Source organism: Polaromonas sp., assembly GCF_030689685.1.
Taxonomy (GTDB): domain Bacteria; phylum Pseudomonadota; class Gammaproteobacteria; order Burkholderiales; family Burkholderiaceae_C; genus Polaromonas.
This window is the reverse complement of the sequence record NZ_JAUYEY010000067.1, coordinates 53,489-69,774: the sequence shown is the minus strand read 5'-3', so window position 1 is coordinate 69,774 and position 16,286 is coordinate 53,489. Positions and strand designations below refer to the sequence as shown.

The following is a 16,286-nucleotide window of genomic DNA, read 5'->3' as shown; positions in this document are numbered from 1 at the left end:
CCGGTTCTTTTTGGAGGCGCAAGCCTACCACCCTTGCGTCAGGCAGGCCCTCGGAGCCTGGGCGGCAGAAGGAACGTCGACTGCAAAGAGGCCGCGCCGGTCCATTTTTCACCGGCTTCTTGCCCCATAGCTACGGCTATGAGGCTGCAAACCCGGCAAAAACTGTCCTCGCCGGGGCCACTTTTCGCTTCGACGCCTTCTGCCGCCCAGACTCCTAGAAACAGGCCCAGAGCTGGTCGGCCAGGGTCAGCAGGAAGTCGGGCCGGGTGTACAGCGCAAACACGCCCACGGTGGCCGCCACCGCCAGCGCATACAGGGCGAGTTTGCGTGCCATCTCAGGCACCCCGCAGCACGGTGGCCGGTTGCGGACGCTGGATGGCGGTTTCGCGCACCGGCAGGTTGACCAGTGCGGCAAACACGCCCAGCGCGATGGCGATGTACCAGACGATGTCGTAGCTGCCGGTGCGGTCATACAAATAGCCGCCCAGCCAGACACCCAGGAAAGAGCCGATCTGGTGGCTGAAAAACACAAAACCGCTGAGCATGGACAAATGCTGGATGCCGAAAATCTGCGCGACCACTGCATTGGTCGGCGGGATGGTGGACAGCCACAGCAGGCCCATCAGGCTGGCGAAGATATAGACGCTGAGCGGGCTCAGTGGCGCGGCCAGAAACACGGCAATCACCACGGCCCGCGCAAAATAGATGAAGGCCAGGATATTTTTCTTGGACAGGCGTTGGCCCAGGCTGCCTGCAGCGTAGGTGCCGAACACATTGAACAGGCCGATCAGCGCCAGCGCATAACTGGCGACCTGCGGCGACAGGCCCTTGTCGCGCAGGTAGCTGGGCATGTGCACACCGATGAACACGACCTGGAAGCCGCAGACAAAATAACCGGCCATCAGCAACTGGAAGCTGGGGTACTTGAAGGCTTCCGAGAGCGCCTGGAAGATGGTTTGCTCGCGCGCAGGCGCCTGGCCGGGGCGGAAGCGGGTTTCGCGCAGGCCGAAGGCCAGCGGCGCGATCAGCAGCACCGCAGCGCTGAGCACCAGCAGGGCTTCTTTCCAGCCCAGGCCGCTGATCAGAAAACCCTCGACCGGCACCATCAGGAACTGGCCAAACGAGCCGGCCGCCGCCGCCACACCCATGGCCCAGGAGCGTTTCTCGGCTGGGATGTTGCGCCCGATCACGCCGTAGATCACGGCGTAGGTGGTGCCCGCCTGCGCCGCGCCGATCAGGATGCCAGTGGTCAGCGTGAACATCAATCCGCTCGTGGACAGCGCCATGCCGACCAGGCCCAGCGCATACAGCACGGCGCCAACTATGATCACGCGGAAGGCGCCGAAGCGGTCGGCCAGCATGCCGGCAAAAATCCCAAACACGCCCCATGACAGGTTTTGCACCGCAATCGCCAGCGCAAAAGTCTGGCGGGTCCAGCCCTGCTCCTGGGTGATGGGCAGCAGCCACAGGCCGAAACCATGGCGTATGCCCATGGACAGGGTGACGATGATGGCGCCGCACAGCAGCACCTGGGTCATGGAAAGGTTGCGGGGGTTCGCTTGCATCCCATGAATGTAACCAGATGGGCGCTTTTTTGCTTTCCCAAGCAGTCACGGCTTGGATGAGGAATACGCATCAACGTCCAGTCATCCACGGCGGGCTGTGTATTTATCCAGTCGCAAAATCCTGCCGGACTACAATCAGCGCTCTCATGGCGATCAAACTACCCAACGACTATTCCGAAGGCTCGATCCGCGTGCTCAAGGGCCTGGAGCCCGTCAAGCAGCGGCCGGGCATGTACACGCGCACCGACAATCCGCTGCACATCATTCAGGAAGTTCTGGACAACTCGGCCGACGAGGCGCTGGCCGGCCACGGCAAGAAGATCAAGGTGACCTTGCACACGGACGGCTCGGTCAGCGTCGAGGACGACGGCCGCGGCATCCCCTACGGCCTGCATCCCGAGGAAAAGGCGCCGGTGATCGAGCTGGTGTTCACGCGCCTGCATGCCGGCGGCAAGTTCGACAAGGGCAAGGGCGGCGCCTACAGTTTTTCCGGCGGCCTGCACGGCGTCGGTGTCAGTGTCACCAATGCCTTGTCCAAACGGCTTGAGGCTACGTCTTACCGGGACGGCATGGTCGCCAGGCTGGTGTTTTCAGGTGGCGATGTGCTGGAGAAACTGCACCTGCGCAAGGCGGGCGAAGGCGACCGCAAATGCGGCACCACCGTGCGCGCCTGGCCCGACACCAAGTACTTTGAAGCCTCGGCTTTGCCGATGGCCGAACTCACGCACCTGCTGCGCAGCAAGGCGGTGTTGATGCCCGGCGTCACGGTGACGCTGGTTGTGGAAAAGACCAAAGAGGTGCAGAGCTGGATTTACAAGGGCGGTCTGCGCGACTACCTGATGCAGACGCTGTCGGCCGACCCGGTGATCCCCCTGTTTGAGGGCGAAGGTTTTGCCGATGCCGCGCACGACAGTTTTGCCGAAGGCGAGGGCGCCCAGTGGGCCCTAGCCTTCACTGAAGACGGCCAGCCAGTGCGCGAGAGTTACGTCAACCTGATCCCCACCAGCGCTGGCGGCACGCATGAAAGCGGCCTGCGCGACGGCGTGTTCCAGGCGGTCAAGAGTTTTGTCGACCTGCATTCGCTGCTGCCCAAGGGTGTCAAGCTGCTGCCCGAGGACGTGTTTGCGCGCGCCAGCTACGTGCTGAGCGCCAAGGTGCTGGATCCGCAGTTCCAGGGCCAGATCAAGGAGCGCCTCAATTCGCGCGATGCGGTGCGGCTGGTGTCCAGCTTTGTGCGCCCGACGCTGGAACTCTGGCTGAACCAGCATGTCGATTACGGCAAAAAACTCGCCGAACTGGCCATCAAGGCGGCCCAGAGCCGCCAGAAGGCCGGGCAGAAGGTCGAAAAGCGCAAGGGCTCGGGCGTGGCCGTGTTGCCCGGCAAGCTGACCGATTGTGAAAGCAAGGACCTGGCGCACAACGAGGTGTTTCTGGTTGAGGGTGATTCGGCCGGCGGCAGCGCCAAGATGGGTCGCGACAAGGAAAGCCAGGCCATCCTGCCGCTGCGCGGCAAGGTGCTCAACACCTGGGAAGTCGAGCGCGACCGGCTGTTTGCCAACACCGAGATCCACGACATCGCGGTCGCCATCGGCGTCGATCCGCACGGCCCGAACGACACGCCTGACCTGAGCGGGCTGCGTTACGGCAAGATATGTATCCTGTCGGATGCCGATGTGGACGGCTCGCACATACAGGTGCTGCTGTTGACGCTGTTTTTCCGGCATTTCCCCAAATTGATAGAAACCGGCCATGTGTTTGTGGCGCGTCCTCCGCTGTTCCGGGTGGATGCACCGTCACGTGGCAAGAAACCAGCTTCCAAGGCCTATGCACTTGACGAAGGCGAGCTGGTCGCGATTCTCGACAAATTGCGCAAGGAAGGCGTGCGCGAAGGCGCCTGGGCCATCAGCCGCTTCAAGGGCCTGGGTGAGATGAATGCGGAACAATTGTGGGAAACCACACTCAACCCAGACACCCGTCGCTTGTTGCCTGTCCAGCTAGGCAACCTGGATTTCGCCCAGACCGAGTCCCTGGTGACCAAACTAATGGGCAAGGGCGAGGCCGCCGCGCGGCGCGAATTGATGGAACTCCACGGCGATGCCGTGGAAATCGACATTTAAAGGTAGCGACAGATGAAAGCGATGCAACTGCACCGGCCTGGCTATGTTCATGCATGAAAAGTGGCTCCAGCCCATAGCGGGCGGGCGCAAGCTGCTATCTTTTTTGATGGTCACGGCGGCATTGCTGGTCACCGTGCCGGCCCACGCTGATGTTTGGGGTTATGTCGATCAGGCGGGCGTGGCGCATTTTTCCGCTGAGCGCCTCGATGAGCGTTACCAGCTATTTTTCCGCAGTGGCGAGAGTTTCGACACCAGCCGAGGGGCACGCGGCGTGCCTGACTACAACCCCGGCGCCCCTGGCGCGCCGCCTAAACTGCTGGCTTTTTTCGATGTGTCGCCAAATTACAAAGCGGTCAAACATTTGCTGCGTGAAGCCTCGATAACTCACGACATCGACTATGAGTTGCTGCAGGCGCTGATTGCCACCGAGTCGGGCTTCAACACGCACGCGGTGTCCCCCAAGGGTGCGGTTGGCCTGATGCAGCTGATGCCGCCGACGGCCCAGCGCTACGGCGTTCGATCGGACAATAAGTCGCCTATCGAGAAAAAATTAACCGATCCCAAAACCAATATCCGGGCCGGGTCGCGTTACTTGCGGGATCTGATCGACATGTTTCCCGGACAGCTCGAACTGGCGGTGGCCGCCTACAACGCCGGCGAGGGCGCGGTGCAACGCGCTGGCAACAAGATCCCTAATTACACTGAGACAAAAAATTACGTCAAAACCGTGATGCAACTGTATGCCCACCTGAAACCGCCCAGCGTGCTTGGTGATGCGCGCCGCTCAGGCCGTGTCAGGTTGGAGATGATGGGCGGCAACAGCGGCCGGCTTGCTGGCGGGGCGACCGGGCGCGGCAACCAACTCCCCCCGTTGCTGGTGCAAACACCCGTCGCGCCAGAATTCAAGATCGAACGGGAATAAGTTGAGCCCTGCTTTCACCCCTGATATTTTTGCCTTGGGCGTAGCCGCCGGTGTGCTGGGGCTGGTGATGCTGTTCAGTCTCATCATTGCCTATGCCTATGACGAGCCCACCCTGTTCGCCTTGGGCGGGTATGTGTTGGTTGTCACCTTGGCCTTGCTTGCAGGTCGGCAGACGGGCTTACCACTTCGTGAACTCGAATCTGTGGTGTTGATTCTGGGCCCGACGATGGTCGCGGGCCTGCATGTGTGGCTGCTGCGCAAGCGCCAGAGCAGTTCGGGTGACAAGCTCGTGACGGCCGCAACCGTGCTGATGGCGCTGGCATTGGCAGGGTTTCGGATCGTGGACAACTCATCGCTGGCCATCCTGGCCGGCAGCTACGGCCTGGGGGCGCTGCTGGTGCTTTCATGGCTGTATTTGTGCCTGCCTGCCTGGCGCATTTCTGGCCCCTGGAAATGGTGGCTGGTGCTGGGGCATCTGGGGGGCTGGTCGTCGCGATGCTTTTTCTGCTGGGTACCGTGGATTCCAAGGCCCGCTACTGGCCGGTGGCCTTGATGCTGCTGCTGCAACTGCCTCCCACCTATCTGGCGCTGGTCTGGCGCAGCCGCCTGCTCAACGAAGGCCGGCTGCGCGGGCTCGCCGCCAAAGTCACCGACCCCTTGACTGGCCTGTCCAGCCTGGCGGTTTTGATTGACCGGCTTCGGCCGGCCATCAGCCGTGCCCAGAATCTCAAACACGGTGGCGCGCTTTACCTGATTGAGATTAATAATCTGTCCGGTCTGGTCAATGAACTGGGCGCAGATTCCAAGGAAAAAGTTATTCTCGAAGCGGCCAACCGCATCCGGCGCGCCATCAGCGACAGCGACACGGCGGCCCGGATCACGGAACAATTGTTTGCCGTGGTTGCCCAGGATTTGGAGGACGATGGGCAAGTAGATTCTCTGGCTACCCGTTTGCTGGTCAGCGGCTTGCGTATTGAGAGTGATTTCCTGCCTGGCGTATCTTTGCAGTTTCGCGTCATCGCCACCGATCTGAAGGTGCGGGTCCTGCCCAACACAGCCGCCGCGCAGGCCTGGCTGCGCGGTTTGGTCAATCATTTCCTGGCCTGGCCCGATACCCACCGTTCGCGCAATATTTTGCTGTTTTCCAACGGACAGGTGCGCCGGCCGCAAAGCGCCGCGAGTAACAGCAGTTTCTGAGCGGCATGGCCGCCTGTTGCCAGGCTTTCTTCCCCCCCTGTTTCCTGACTTGCGCAACGCCCGACCCCCATGGACGATCTTTTCACCCCCCCCCCGCCCGCCGCCCCCGAGCTGCCTGACCAGGAATCCCTGGCCGCCTATGCCCAGCGCGCCTACCTTGAATACGCACTGAGCGTGGTCAAGGGCCGGGCCCTGCCCGATGTCTGCGACGGCCAGAAGCCGGTGCAGCGCCGCATCATGTACGCCATGGCGCGCATGGGGCTGGGTTTTTCCGGCGCCGGCGGCGCCAAGCCGGTCAAAAGCGCACGTGTGGTCGGTGACGTGCTGGGTAAATACCACCCACACGGCGACCAGGCGGCCTATGACGCGATGGTGCGCATGGCGCAGGACTTCAGCCAGCGTTACCCCCTGATCGACGGCCAGGGCAATTTCGGCTCCAGGGACGGCGACGGCGCCGCAGCCATGCGATATACCGAGGCGCGGCTGGCGAAAATCACCACCCTGCTGCTCGACGAGCTTGACGAAGGTACGGTCGACTTCGTGCCGAACTACGATGGGTCTTTTGAGGAGCCGCGTCAACTGCCGGCGCGGCTGCCCTTCACCCTGCTCAACGGCGCCAGCGGCATCGCCGTCGGCCTGGCCACCGAGATCCCGAGTCACAACCTGCGCGAGGTGGCCGACGCCTGCATCGCGCTGATCAAGACGCCCAAACTCGGCGATGACGAGTTGTACACGCTGGTCGCCGGGCCCGACTACCCGGGCGGCGGCCAGATCATCTCCACCGCGGCCGACATTGCAGCGGCCTACAGCACCGGCCGCGGTTCGCTCAAGGTGCGCGCGCGCTGGAAGATCGAGGACCTGGCGCGCGGCCAGTGGCAACTGGTGGTGCAGGAACTGCCACCCGGCGTCAGCACGCAGCGTGTGCTGGAAGAAATTGAAGAGATCACCAACCCCAAGATCAAGGCCGGCAAAAAGGCGCTGAGCCTGGACCAGGTGCAGCTCAAGCAGACCGTGCTGGCCGTACTTGATGTGGTGCGCGACGAGTCCAGCAAAGACGCCGCCGTGCGCCTGGTGTTCGAGCCCAAGACCAGCCGCATCAGCCAGAGCGAGCTGATCACCACCTTGCTGGCGCACACCAGCCTGGAAAGCTCCTCCAGCATCAACCTGACCATGGTCGGTCTCGACGGCCGGCCCACGCAGAAAAACCTGCGGCAGATGCTGAGCGAGTGGATCAGCTTCCGCCAGACCACGATTGAGCGGCGTTCGCAGTACCGCCTGGACAAGGTGCTGGACCGCATCCACATCCTCGAAGGCCGGCAACTGGTGCTGCTCAATATTGACGAGGTGATCGCCATCATCCGCCAGGCCGAGGAGCCGAAAGCGGCGCTGATCGCGCGGTTCAAGCTGAGCGACCGGCAGGCCGAAGACATTCTTGAAATCCGCCTGCGCCAGCTCGCGCGGCTCGAAGCCATCAGGATCGAACAAGAGCTCAAGAACCTGCGGGAAGAGCAGGGCAGGCTTGAAGAAATCCTGGGCAGCCCGGCGGCTTTGCGGCGCCTGATGGTCAAGGAGATCGAGGCGGATGCCAAACAGTTTGCCGACCCGCGCCGCACGCTGATCCAGGCCGAGAAAAAAGCCGTGCTCGAAGTCAAGGTGCTCGACGAGCCGGTGACCGTGGTGGTCAGCGCCAAGGGCTGGGTGCGTGCGCGCAGCGGCCACGGCCATGACGCTGCGAGTTTTGCCTTCAAGTCCGGCGACGGCCTGTACAGCACCTTTGAATGCCGCACGGTGGACAGCCTGTTGGTGTTTGGCACGGTGGCCAAAGGCACGAGCCGCGTTTATTCGATTCCGGTCGCGATGTTGCCTGGCGCGCGCAGTGACGGGCAACCGGTCACCATGCTGATCGAGTTGGAGTCCGGCACGCAGCCCGCGCATTATTTCGCCGGCCCGTCCAGCGCCACGCTGCTGCTCAGCAGCAGCGGTGGCTACGGCTTTCTGGCGACGGTCGAGAACATGACCACGCGCCTCAAAGCCGGCAAGGCTTTCGTCAGTTGCGCAGAGGGCGAGGCGATCTGCAAGCCTTCACACGTCTCGGGCAGCAGCGGTTCGACGCCCCTCAATCCCGCCACCCACGTGGCCTGCGCATCAACAGCCGGCCGCATCCTGACCTTTGAAATCAGTGAACTCAAGACCCAGTCCGCCGGTGGCCGGGGCCTGATGTTGATTGACCTGGATACCAAGGACACCCTGGCCGGCGCGGCGGCCTACACCCGCAGCGTGAAGATAGAAGGTATGGGACGCGGCGGCAAGGTTCGCGAAGAAACGCTGGAGATACGCAGCTTGAACAATGCACGGGCCGCGCGTGCGCGCAAGGGCAAGGCGGCTGATTTGGGCTTCAAACCGTCTTCGGTCTCGCGCTTGGAGTAGTGCCGTGTTCTGGCGCCGCTTTAACCACTTTCGCACTTGCACACACAGTCCGCACAAACTCTAGGTCTATGATTCGCTGGATGCTGGTGATTTTTCTGGCGCTGATCCTGATCAGCTGGTTCACGCCGCTGCTGCAAAAGCTGGGCTTCGGAAAAATGCCGGGTGACTTTCGCTTCAAGTTGTTTGGCCGCGAATGGTTTATTCCGCTGACCACCCTCCTCCTCTTGAGCGTGCTGGCGAGCCTGATCAGCAAACTGATTTGAACCCGGAGAACGGATGCCGACGGACCCAGTTAAAGCACAGGCAATGAGCGCACACGATGGGGCGCCGGATGTGCGCCTGCCCGCCGGTGGGGCGCCGGTGGCCTGCGTGGACATCGGTGGCACCAAGGTTGCCGTCAGCGTGCTTGACCCGCGAGGTATTCGGGGCCGGCTGGTTGAGCCCACTGCCAAGGAAGGTGCCTCTGACGCGCTGGCGCAGCAGGTGCTTCGCATGCTTGACGCCAGTTGTGCGGCTGCGCAGGTCCGCCAGGGCGACCTGGCCGCTGTTGGCGTCGCTTCTTGCGGACCGTTTGTCCTGAACCAGGGATGTGTCGAGCTGGCAGCACCCAACATCTGCGGTGGTCTGGCCGGCGCGGCGCGGGGTTTGCCCAACGCCTGGACGACGGCTGTGCTGGAGGCACCGCTGCGTGCTGTCTTCAGCCAGGTGCGGATTGAAAATGACGGCATTGCCGCGTTGGAAGCCGAGCGCCGCTGGGGCGCGCTGCAGGGCCTGGAGCATTGCGCCTATGTGACTTGGAGCACAGGCATCGGCGTTGGCTTGTGCGTCGATGGCCGCCCGCTGCACGGCAAAAACGGCAACGCCGGCCATGCCGGCCACATGTTTGTCAGCGACAACAAGGACGCGCTGTGCGGCTGCGGCAACATCGGCGACGTGGAAGCGCTGGTCGCCGGCAATGCCATGCCGCGGCGTTTTGCAAGCTGCGGCTTTGCGGACGCTGCCGGCCTGCTGGAAGCCGCACGCACCGGCGATGCCCAGGCGGTGCTGCTGGTGGACGATCTCTGCCGGGTGATGGGGCGCGCGCTTTACAACCTGGTGGTGACACTGGACCTGCAGCGCATCAGCCTCGGCGGCAGCGTGTTCTGGCACCACCGTGACTACTTGCTGCCGAGGCTGCAGGCGCAGCTCAGCGGCAGACTGCCAGCCTTGACAGATGGCGTTGAACTGGTGCCCGCCGGGCTCAAGGACAAGGTCGGCGACTACGCGGCGCTGGCATTGGTGGCCTGAGCATTCAGGCCCCGCCGCTCAGGGCAGCAGCGTCCATTCAGGGTGCATTTACGGCACGCCTCACACTCGAACCCATTGCGAAGACCGAAAGGCCTTCAGCGGTTCTAAATCATCCTCAGCCCGGAGCCATGTCGGTGAGTGTTTTCAGAAAGGCCCTGCGCCACCAATGCACATCCTGCTGGCGAATACGCTCAAGCAACTTCTGGTGACGTTTCTGGCGTTCGGCCAGGGGCATCTGCAGCGCGACCTGGATACTTTCAGCGGTGCCGTGCGTGTCGTAGGGGTTGACCAGCAGCGCTTCCTTGAGCTGCTCGGCCGCGCCGGCAAAACGCGAGAGCACCAGCACACCAGGGTCGGCCGGGTCTTGCGCCGCAATAAATTCCTTGGCCACCAGGTTCATGCCGTCGCGCAGCGGCGTGACCAGGGCCACGCTGGCCACGCGGTACAGGCCGGGCAGGCGCTTGCGCGCGACGTTGCGGTGGATGTAGCGCACCGGCATCCAGTCAAGCTCGCCGTAGTCGCCGTTGATCGAGCCACACAGGCTTTCGAGCTCCTGGCGCAGTCCCGAGTAGGTGTCCAGCGCCTCGCGGCTCGGTGAAGCAATCTGGATCAGCGTGGCACTGTTGAGGTTTTCGGGGTATTGCTGCAGCAACTGGCGAAACGCGCGCAGGCGTTGCGGCAGGCCTTTGGAATAGTCGAGCCGCTCCACGCCCAGCAACAGGCGCCGCCGCGAATATTCGTCCTTCATGCTGTCGAACATCTCGCGCGCGTCCTTGCCGTGGGTCAGCGCGGCAAATTCGTCGACATCGATGCCGATCGGAAAGGCCTGCGCATGCACGGTGCGCCCGAACGCGCGGAACTGGTGTTTGTCCAATGCTTCGGCGCCAGCTTCCTGGTCGACATAACGCGAAAAGTGGTCCACATCGGCCTGGCTCTGCAGGCCCACCAGGTCATAGGCGAACAGCGAGCGGATCAGCCACTCATGCTGCGGAATCGCCGCCAGGATCAGCGGCGGCGGCAGCGGAATGTGCAAAAAGAAACCGATGCGGTTTCGGCAACCCATGGCACGGAGTTCGGCCGCCATCGGAATCAGGTGGTAGTCATGCACCCAGATGATGTCGTCGGGCAACAGCAGCGGCATCAGCTTGCGCGCCATCATATGGTTGACGCGCCGGTAACCGCCGATGAAGCCGGCGTCAAAGTCCGCCAGGTCCAGCCGGTAGTGAAACACCGGCCAGAGCACGCCGTTGCTGTAGCCCAGATAGTAACTGTCGTGGTCTTCCCGGCACAGGTCCACGGTCGCCAAGGTCACGTTGCCGGCCTGCTGGGTGTGCATGGCCCCTTCGCCCGCTGTGCCGCCTTCAACCACCGTGCCGCTCCAGCCGAACCACAGGCCGCCCTTGACGGACAGCGCATCACCGAGCGCCACGGCCAGGCCGCCGGCCGCCGTTTTGCGCGGATCGGCGACCCGGTTGGAAACAACGACCAGCCGGCTCATAAGGCACAACCTTCACCACAAGCAGATGCCACGGAACCGGCTTTGCCGGGCCGTAGGCATCGCCCCCAGGAAGGGGGGAAGGGGCTACACGCAGTGAGCCTCCGACGGGGGTTAGTCAATAAGTCAAGGGGGTAAGAGGCTACACGCAGTGAGCCGCCGACGGGGGTGAACCTGCTCTTCATACTTGGCTATCCCAAGGCGCTGAGAGCCGAACCGCAGCATTGATGATGCCAACCATCGAATAGGTTTGCGGGAAATTTCCCCACATCTCGCCGGTCACGGGGTGGGTGTCTTCCGACAGCAGACCCAACTGGTTGCGGGCGGCTAGCATGGTCTCGAAAATCTCCCGTGCCTGCTCCTTGCGGCCGATGCGCGCCAGCGCGTCGATGCGCCAGAAGGTGCAGATGTTGAAGGCGGTTTCCGGTTTGCCGAAGTCGTCCGGCGCTTCATAACGCCGCATATAAGGGCCGTCGCACAGGTATTTTTCCAGTGCATCCACCGTGGCGACAAAACGCGGGTCTTTCGGGTCAATGAAGCCGACCTCGATCATCAGCAGCACGCTGGCGTCGAGGTCACGGCCGCCAAAACTTTCGGCGAAGGCCTGGCGCTCCTCGCTCCAGGATTCGCGCAGGATGCGCTCGCGCATGATGTTGGCGTGGCCGTGCCAGTAGATGGCGCGGTCCGGCTGCTTCAGGGTCACGGCGATCTTGCCGAGGCGGTCACAGGCGGCCCAGCACATCAGCGCCGACGAGGTGTGTACGCGGGCACGGGTGCGCAGCTCCCACATGCCGGCATCGGGCTGGTCATAGTGGCGCACCGCCTGCTCACCGACCGCTTCCAGGCGCAAAAACTCGGCCTCCCCGGCTTGATGCAGCAGCCGCTGGTCGTGAAAGGACTGGGCCGCACCCAGCACCACGTTGCCGTAAACATCGTGCTGAAAGTGCTCTTGCGCCTGGTTGCCAACCCGCACCGGCCCCATGTTGCGGTAGCCGCCCAGATGGCCGTAAACCTTCTCTGGCAGTTCGCGCTCCAGGCCAATGCCGTACAGCGGCTGGATGTGGCCGCCACCGGCCTGCACCACCACGTTGCTGAGCCAGCGCAGGTAGTCTTCCATGGTGCCGACTTCGGACAGGCTGTTGAGCGCGCGCACCACAAAAAAAGCATCGCGCAGCCAGCAGAAGCGGTAGTCCCAGGTGCGTCCGCTGTTGGGCGCTTCCGGGATGCTGGTGGTCATGGCGGCGACGATGGCGCCGGTGTCTTCAAACAGTGAGAGTTTGAGCGTGATGGCCGCGCGTATCACCGCCTCCTGCCACTCCAGCGGCAGGTGCAGGCGCTGGCTCCACTTGCGCCAGTAACTCAGGGTCTCTTCCTCAAACAGTCGCGCGGTGTCGGCAATGCCGTCGACCAGCGACTCATCGGCGCCGAGCAGAAAGTTGTGCTCGCGCGTCAGCACAAAAGGCTGACGCGACAACAAATGGGCAATCGGAGCGTCGGTGTTCAGGCGCAGGGTCAGCGCGGCACCGATGAAGCGCAGGTGGTTGCTGCCCTGGGTCACGGCGGGCCGGGTGCGGCCCCAGTCGTAACGGATGTCCAGCGCCACGCGGATGCGTGGCGCGCCATGAATGGGGCGCACACGGCGCACCAGCGTCATGGGGCGGAAAAAGCGCGAACGCCGGAAGAAGCGCGGCGCGAAGTCGGTGATCTCCACCGCCTGGCCGCTGGTGTCGAACAGCTGGGTGCGCAGCACCGCAGTGTTGTGTTCGTACCATTGTTTGCTGTGCGAGAAGTTTTCGATCTCGATGGCAAAGGCGCTGCCGTTGTCGCTGGGGTCCAGCAGGGCGTTGAAGACCGGGTCGCCGTCGAAACGCGGCAGGCAACACCAGACAATGCGCGCACGCGCATCAATCAGTGCGCTGAAGGCGCAGTTGCCGATCACGCCCAGCGACAGGGACGGCGGCACCGGTGCTGCGAAGGTGCTGGCACCATCGACTGCGGCGGATGCGGACGGGGAGGAAGAACTCGAAACACTCATGAGGGCAGACTTTCCGCGCGTGAAGCCAGGGAAGGGACAAGCGCCGACTGCAGCCAGGCGGCCATCGCCGGCACACCGGCACAGCGGTGCAGCGCGCTGGTGGGGCCGGCGCCGACCTTGACGGCATGCCCGCCCATGCGCTGCACTTCCTCGAAGCCGTCTTCATCGGTCACGTCGTCGCCGGCAAACACCGGAACACGCCCGGCAAACGGCGCCTCGGCCATGAACGCTGCAATCGCCGTGCCTTTGCTGAAGCCGGACAGCTTGAGGTCGATCACGCATTTGCCCTGCATCAGTTGCAGGCCGCTGCTTTTGGCCACCGCTGCCTGCATCACCTGCAGGCACAGCGCTTCGAGTTCAGGCGCGTGGCGGTAATGCAGGCTGAGCGCCAGGTTTTTGTGTTCAAGCTTGAGTGCCGGGTGCTGCAGCAGCAAATTGTCTGCAGCCGCAAGCACATGGCGTAAATCCGTGGCCGGTGCGCTGATCATCTGGCCCTGGGCGTTGCGGCGCTGGGCGCCGTGTTCGACGGCGACCGGCAGTTGTAGCGGCGCGAGAAAACCGTCGAGGTCCAGCAAGCGGCGCCCCGAGACCAGCGCCAGCGCGCCGTCGAGCTGGCCGTACAAGGCCGCCAGCGTGCTGGTCAGTGTGGACGGAATAATCACCGCGTCAGGGCGAGGCGCGATCTCCACCAGCGTTCCGTCGAAGTCTAGAAAAAGCGCCGTGCGGGAGGTGATCCGGGGAAGCATTTCTTGAGGCATGTGCATTGGAGCAACCTTAGCAGACTCCTCACCAGCGACGTGTAGGCCGGCGCCGTGTTCGAGCCACCGGCCCTCAGTCTGCGCCGGTGTCCAGCGCCTGCTGCACCGCCTTGACACGGGTGCTGTGGATCATCTCGCCGATTTTTGCACCCGACAAGCCAGTCGCCTGCGCGGCCTGGGCCACGGGCTCGGTAGCCACCGACTGCGCCGCCTGCAGGACCCGGCCCAGGCGCTCGCGCTGGGGGTAGGCCGACTCCTCCAGCCCGAGCCGGCCACGCGCGTCGCACTCGCAGGCCAGCAGCACCTGCCCAAAACGCTGCGGCTTGCGAAACGCATCGCAGCGCTCCAGCAGCCGTACCAGCGCGGCTGCACCGAACTCGCCGCTGCGGTGGATGTTGCCGTGTTCGCGCGCCACCACCTCGCCCAGTTCGCGGCAGTCGGTCGGCACACGCAGGCGTTCGCACACGCCCTTGAGCAGCCGCGCGCCGCGCTCCTCATGGCCGATGTGGCGCGGCAGCATATCGGCCGGCGTGGTGCCCTTGCCGAGGTCATGGCCCAGGCAGGCAAATCGCACGGCCAGACCAGCCTGCAGTCGGGCCGCCATGTCCAGCACCATCATCAGGTGGACGCCGGTATCGACTTCGGGGTGGTACTCGGCGCGTTGCGGCACGCCCCAGAGTTTGTCGACTTCAGGCAGCAGCTTCCTGAGCGCACCACAGGCGCGCAGCACCTCGAACATGCGCGATGGCGTGTCCTCCATCAGGCCGCGTGCCAGCTCCTGCCAGACCCGTTCGGCCACCAGTGCATCGGCCTCACCGTCCTCGACCATCTCGCGCATCAGCGCCAGGGTTTCCGGCGCCACCGTGAAGTCTGCAAAACGCGCAGCAAAACGCGCGACCCGCAGGATGCGCACCGGGTCCTCACGGAAGGCGGAGGTGACATGGCGCAGCACTTTTGCCTGCAAATCGCCGTGCCCGCCCCAGGGATCGATCAGGGGCTCGTTTTTAATATCAAATTGGCCTTCAGCCCCTACCAGACGGGCGTGAATAGCTATGGAATTGATAGTAAGGTCGCGCCGTGCCAGGTCTTCTTCCAGGGTTACGCCAGGGGCCGCGTAGACCTCAAAACCGCGGTAACCGCGCGTGGTTTTGCGCTCGGTGCGCGCCAGCGCGTATTCATCCCCAGTTTGGGGATGAAGAAAGACCGGAAAGTCCTTACCGACGGGCAGAAAACCTTGGGCCACCAGTTCTTCGGGCGTTGCGCCGACCACCACCCAGTCTCGGTCCTGCACGGGCAAGCCGAGCAAGGCATCACGAACTGCGCCGCCGACCATGTAGATGTCCATGGTCCAAGTGTAGGGGCAGCACTTGTTCCAGGGTGCGACGGTAGCGCCGGCCTAAACCGCAGCCCAAAAAACCGCAAACCAGTCCTTCGGATCTGTCCAGTAGTTGATCTGCGTGAACCCCGCGCGCCGCAGCAGGGCGGACATGGACGCCAGCGTGTATTTGTAGGAGTTTTCCGTGTGGATACGCTCACCGCCACGAAAAGACCGCTCACCGCCGGGCCAGTGCACGCTCAGATTTTTCTGTGCCTGCAGGTGCATCTCGATACGTGATTCGGACTCGTTGAAGAGCGCGAGATGGCGCCACTGGCGCGCATCAAAATCGGAACCGAGCAGGCGGTTGATGTGGCGGAGCAGGTTTTTATTAAAGGCGGCCGTCACGCCCAGCGCATCGTCATAAGCGGCTTCCAGCGTGGCCTGGTCCTTGACCAGGTCGATACCCAGCAGCAGCCCACGTGCGGCGCCCTGGGCCGGGTCCACCATGCGCTGCAAAAACGCCAGTGCCTGATCGGGCGAAAAATTGCCCAGGCTGGAGCCGGGGTAAAAAAACACCCGGTCGCTTTGCTGCACCTCGGCCGGAAGCACCATCCCCGTTGAAAAATCCATGCCGACACCGACGATGTCCAGGGCTGGAAACGTACTTTGAACCTGCTCGGCCGCGTCGCGAAGAAAGCCCACTGAAATGTCCACCGGTACATACTGCTGCGGCTGCAGGTGCGGGATCAGCCGGCTGGCCTTGGCGCAGTTGCCCGCCCCCAGGTCAATCAGACATGAGCGGGTGATACCGGCATCGGCGAGGGCGTTTGCCATCGACGTGTGTGCGGCGTCGAAGATCCCGGCCTCGGTCCGGGTCGGGTAGTACTCATCAAGCTCGGTGATGGCCTCAAACAGTTTGGAGCCCAGCGCGTCATAGAAATACTTGGGCGAGACACTGGCCGCCGCTGCGTTCAGGCCCTCGGTCAGTTCACTGACCATGTTGAGCGTCTGCTTGCCGGAAGTCTCGTTGTAACGGTTGATGAACTGCGGCGAGGTTGCTGGCAAAGCCAGCGCGGGGAGCTTGAGTGCTAAGTTCAAAATGAATTTTTTAAATGGAGTGAAAGGACTTTAAAAGAAGCCGGACAACTGCCTTTGTAGGACTGTT

Annotated in this window: 13 protein-coding genes; 7 read left to right on the top strand and 6 right to left on the bottom strand. The window is 63.2% G+C overall.

The genetic code is table 11. The features are described 5' to 3' along the window. Positions 1-335: 335 nt before the first annotated feature. Entirely contained in the window at positions 336-1,565 is a 1,230-nt protein-coding gene (locus Q8O29_RS15780; RefSeq protein ID WP_305564462.1) for an MFS transporter, read from the bottom strand. 146 nt (positions 1,566-1,711) lie between these two features. On the opposite strand from Q8O29_RS15780, the gene Q8O29_RS15775 reads away from it, so the two are divergent. The 7 genes from Q8O29_RS15775 (at position 1,712) to Q8O29_RS15745 (ending at position 9,515) form a co-directional block, all read left to right on the top strand. Further along, positions 1,712-3,682, top strand: coding sequence for a DNA topoisomerase IV subunit B (locus tag Q8O29_RS15775; protein ID WP_305564460.1), 1,971 nt, complete (start codon positions 1,712-1,714; stop codon positions 3,680-3,682). A gap of 106 nt (positions 3,683-3,788) precedes the next feature. Beyond that, positions 3,789-4,604: a lytic transglycosylase domain-containing protein gene (locus Q8O29_RS15770; RefSeq protein WP_305564470.1), complete on the top strand. Its 816-nt coding sequence runs from the start codon at positions 3,789-3,791 to the stop codon at positions 4,602-4,604. 1 nt (position 4,605) lies between these two features. After that, positions 4,606-5,157 (top strand): hypothetical protein, encoded by a 552-nt coding sequence (locus Q8O29_RS15765; RefSeq protein ID WP_305564458.1) that lies wholly within the window; start codon positions 4,606-4,608, stop codon positions 5,155-5,157. Then, on the top strand, positions 5,100-5,801 hold the full coding sequence (locus Q8O29_RS15760; RefSeq protein ID WP_305564456.1) for a diguanylate cyclase domain-containing protein: 702 nt from the start codon (positions 5,100-5,102) through the stop codon (positions 5,799-5,801). The genes Q8O29_RS15765 and Q8O29_RS15760 overlap by 58 nt, the downstream gene beginning before the upstream one ends. A gap of 69 nt (positions 5,802-5,870) precedes the next feature. Beyond that, positions 5,871-8,228, top strand: a complete 2,358-nt coding sequence (gene parC, locus Q8O29_RS15755) for a DNA topoisomerase IV subunit A (protein ID WP_305564454.1) — start codon at positions 5,871-5,873, stop codon at positions 8,226-8,228. Between the two features lie 68 nt (positions 8,229-8,296). Beyond that, entirely contained in the window at positions 8,297-8,491 is a 195-nt protein-coding gene (locus tag Q8O29_RS15750; RefSeq protein WP_305564453.1) for a DUF2905 family protein, read from the top strand. A gap of 43 nt (positions 8,492-8,534) precedes the next feature. Further along, a complete protein-coding gene (locus Q8O29_RS15745; protein ID WP_305564451.1) occupies positions 8,535-9,515 on the top strand; it encodes an ROK family protein in 981 nt (326 codons plus the stop codon). Between the two features lie 115 nt (positions 9,516-9,630). On the opposite strand, the gene otsA is transcribed toward Q8O29_RS15745, so the two are convergent. The 5 genes from otsA to egtD form a co-directional block, all read right to left on the bottom strand. After that, the gene (gene otsA, locus Q8O29_RS15740) at positions 9,631-11,013 is read right to left on the bottom strand and encodes an alpha,alpha-trehalose-phosphate synthase (UDP-forming) (protein ID WP_305564450.1); all 1,383 of its coding nucleotides are present in this window, start codon (positions 11,011-11,013) and stop codon (positions 9,631-9,633) included. A gap of 178 nt (positions 11,014-11,191) precedes the next feature. Next, positions 11,192-13,045: a glycoside hydrolase family 15 protein gene (locus Q8O29_RS15735; RefSeq protein WP_305564448.1), complete on the bottom strand. Its 1,854-nt coding sequence runs from the start codon at positions 13,043-13,045 to the stop codon at positions 11,192-11,194. After that, positions 13,042-13,803, bottom strand: coding sequence for a trehalose-phosphatase (gene otsB, locus Q8O29_RS15730; RefSeq protein WP_305564446.1), 762 nt, complete (start codon positions 13,801-13,803; stop codon positions 13,042-13,044). The genes Q8O29_RS15735 and otsB overlap by 4 nt, the downstream gene beginning before the upstream one ends. A 73-nt stretch (positions 13,804-13,876) precedes the next feature. Beyond that, complete coding sequence (locus Q8O29_RS15725) at positions 13,877-15,148, bottom strand: multifunctional CCA addition/repair protein (RefSeq protein WP_305564444.1); 1,272 nt, start codon at positions 15,146-15,148, stop codon at positions 13,877-13,879. Between the two features lie 51 nt (positions 15,149-15,199). Further along, on the bottom strand, positions 15,200-16,219 hold the full coding sequence (gene egtD / locus Q8O29_RS15720) for an L-histidine N(alpha)-methyltransferase (RefSeq protein ID WP_305564442.1): 1,020 nt from the start codon (positions 16,217-16,219) through the stop codon (positions 15,200-15,202). Positions 16,220-16,286 lie beyond the last annotated feature (67 nt).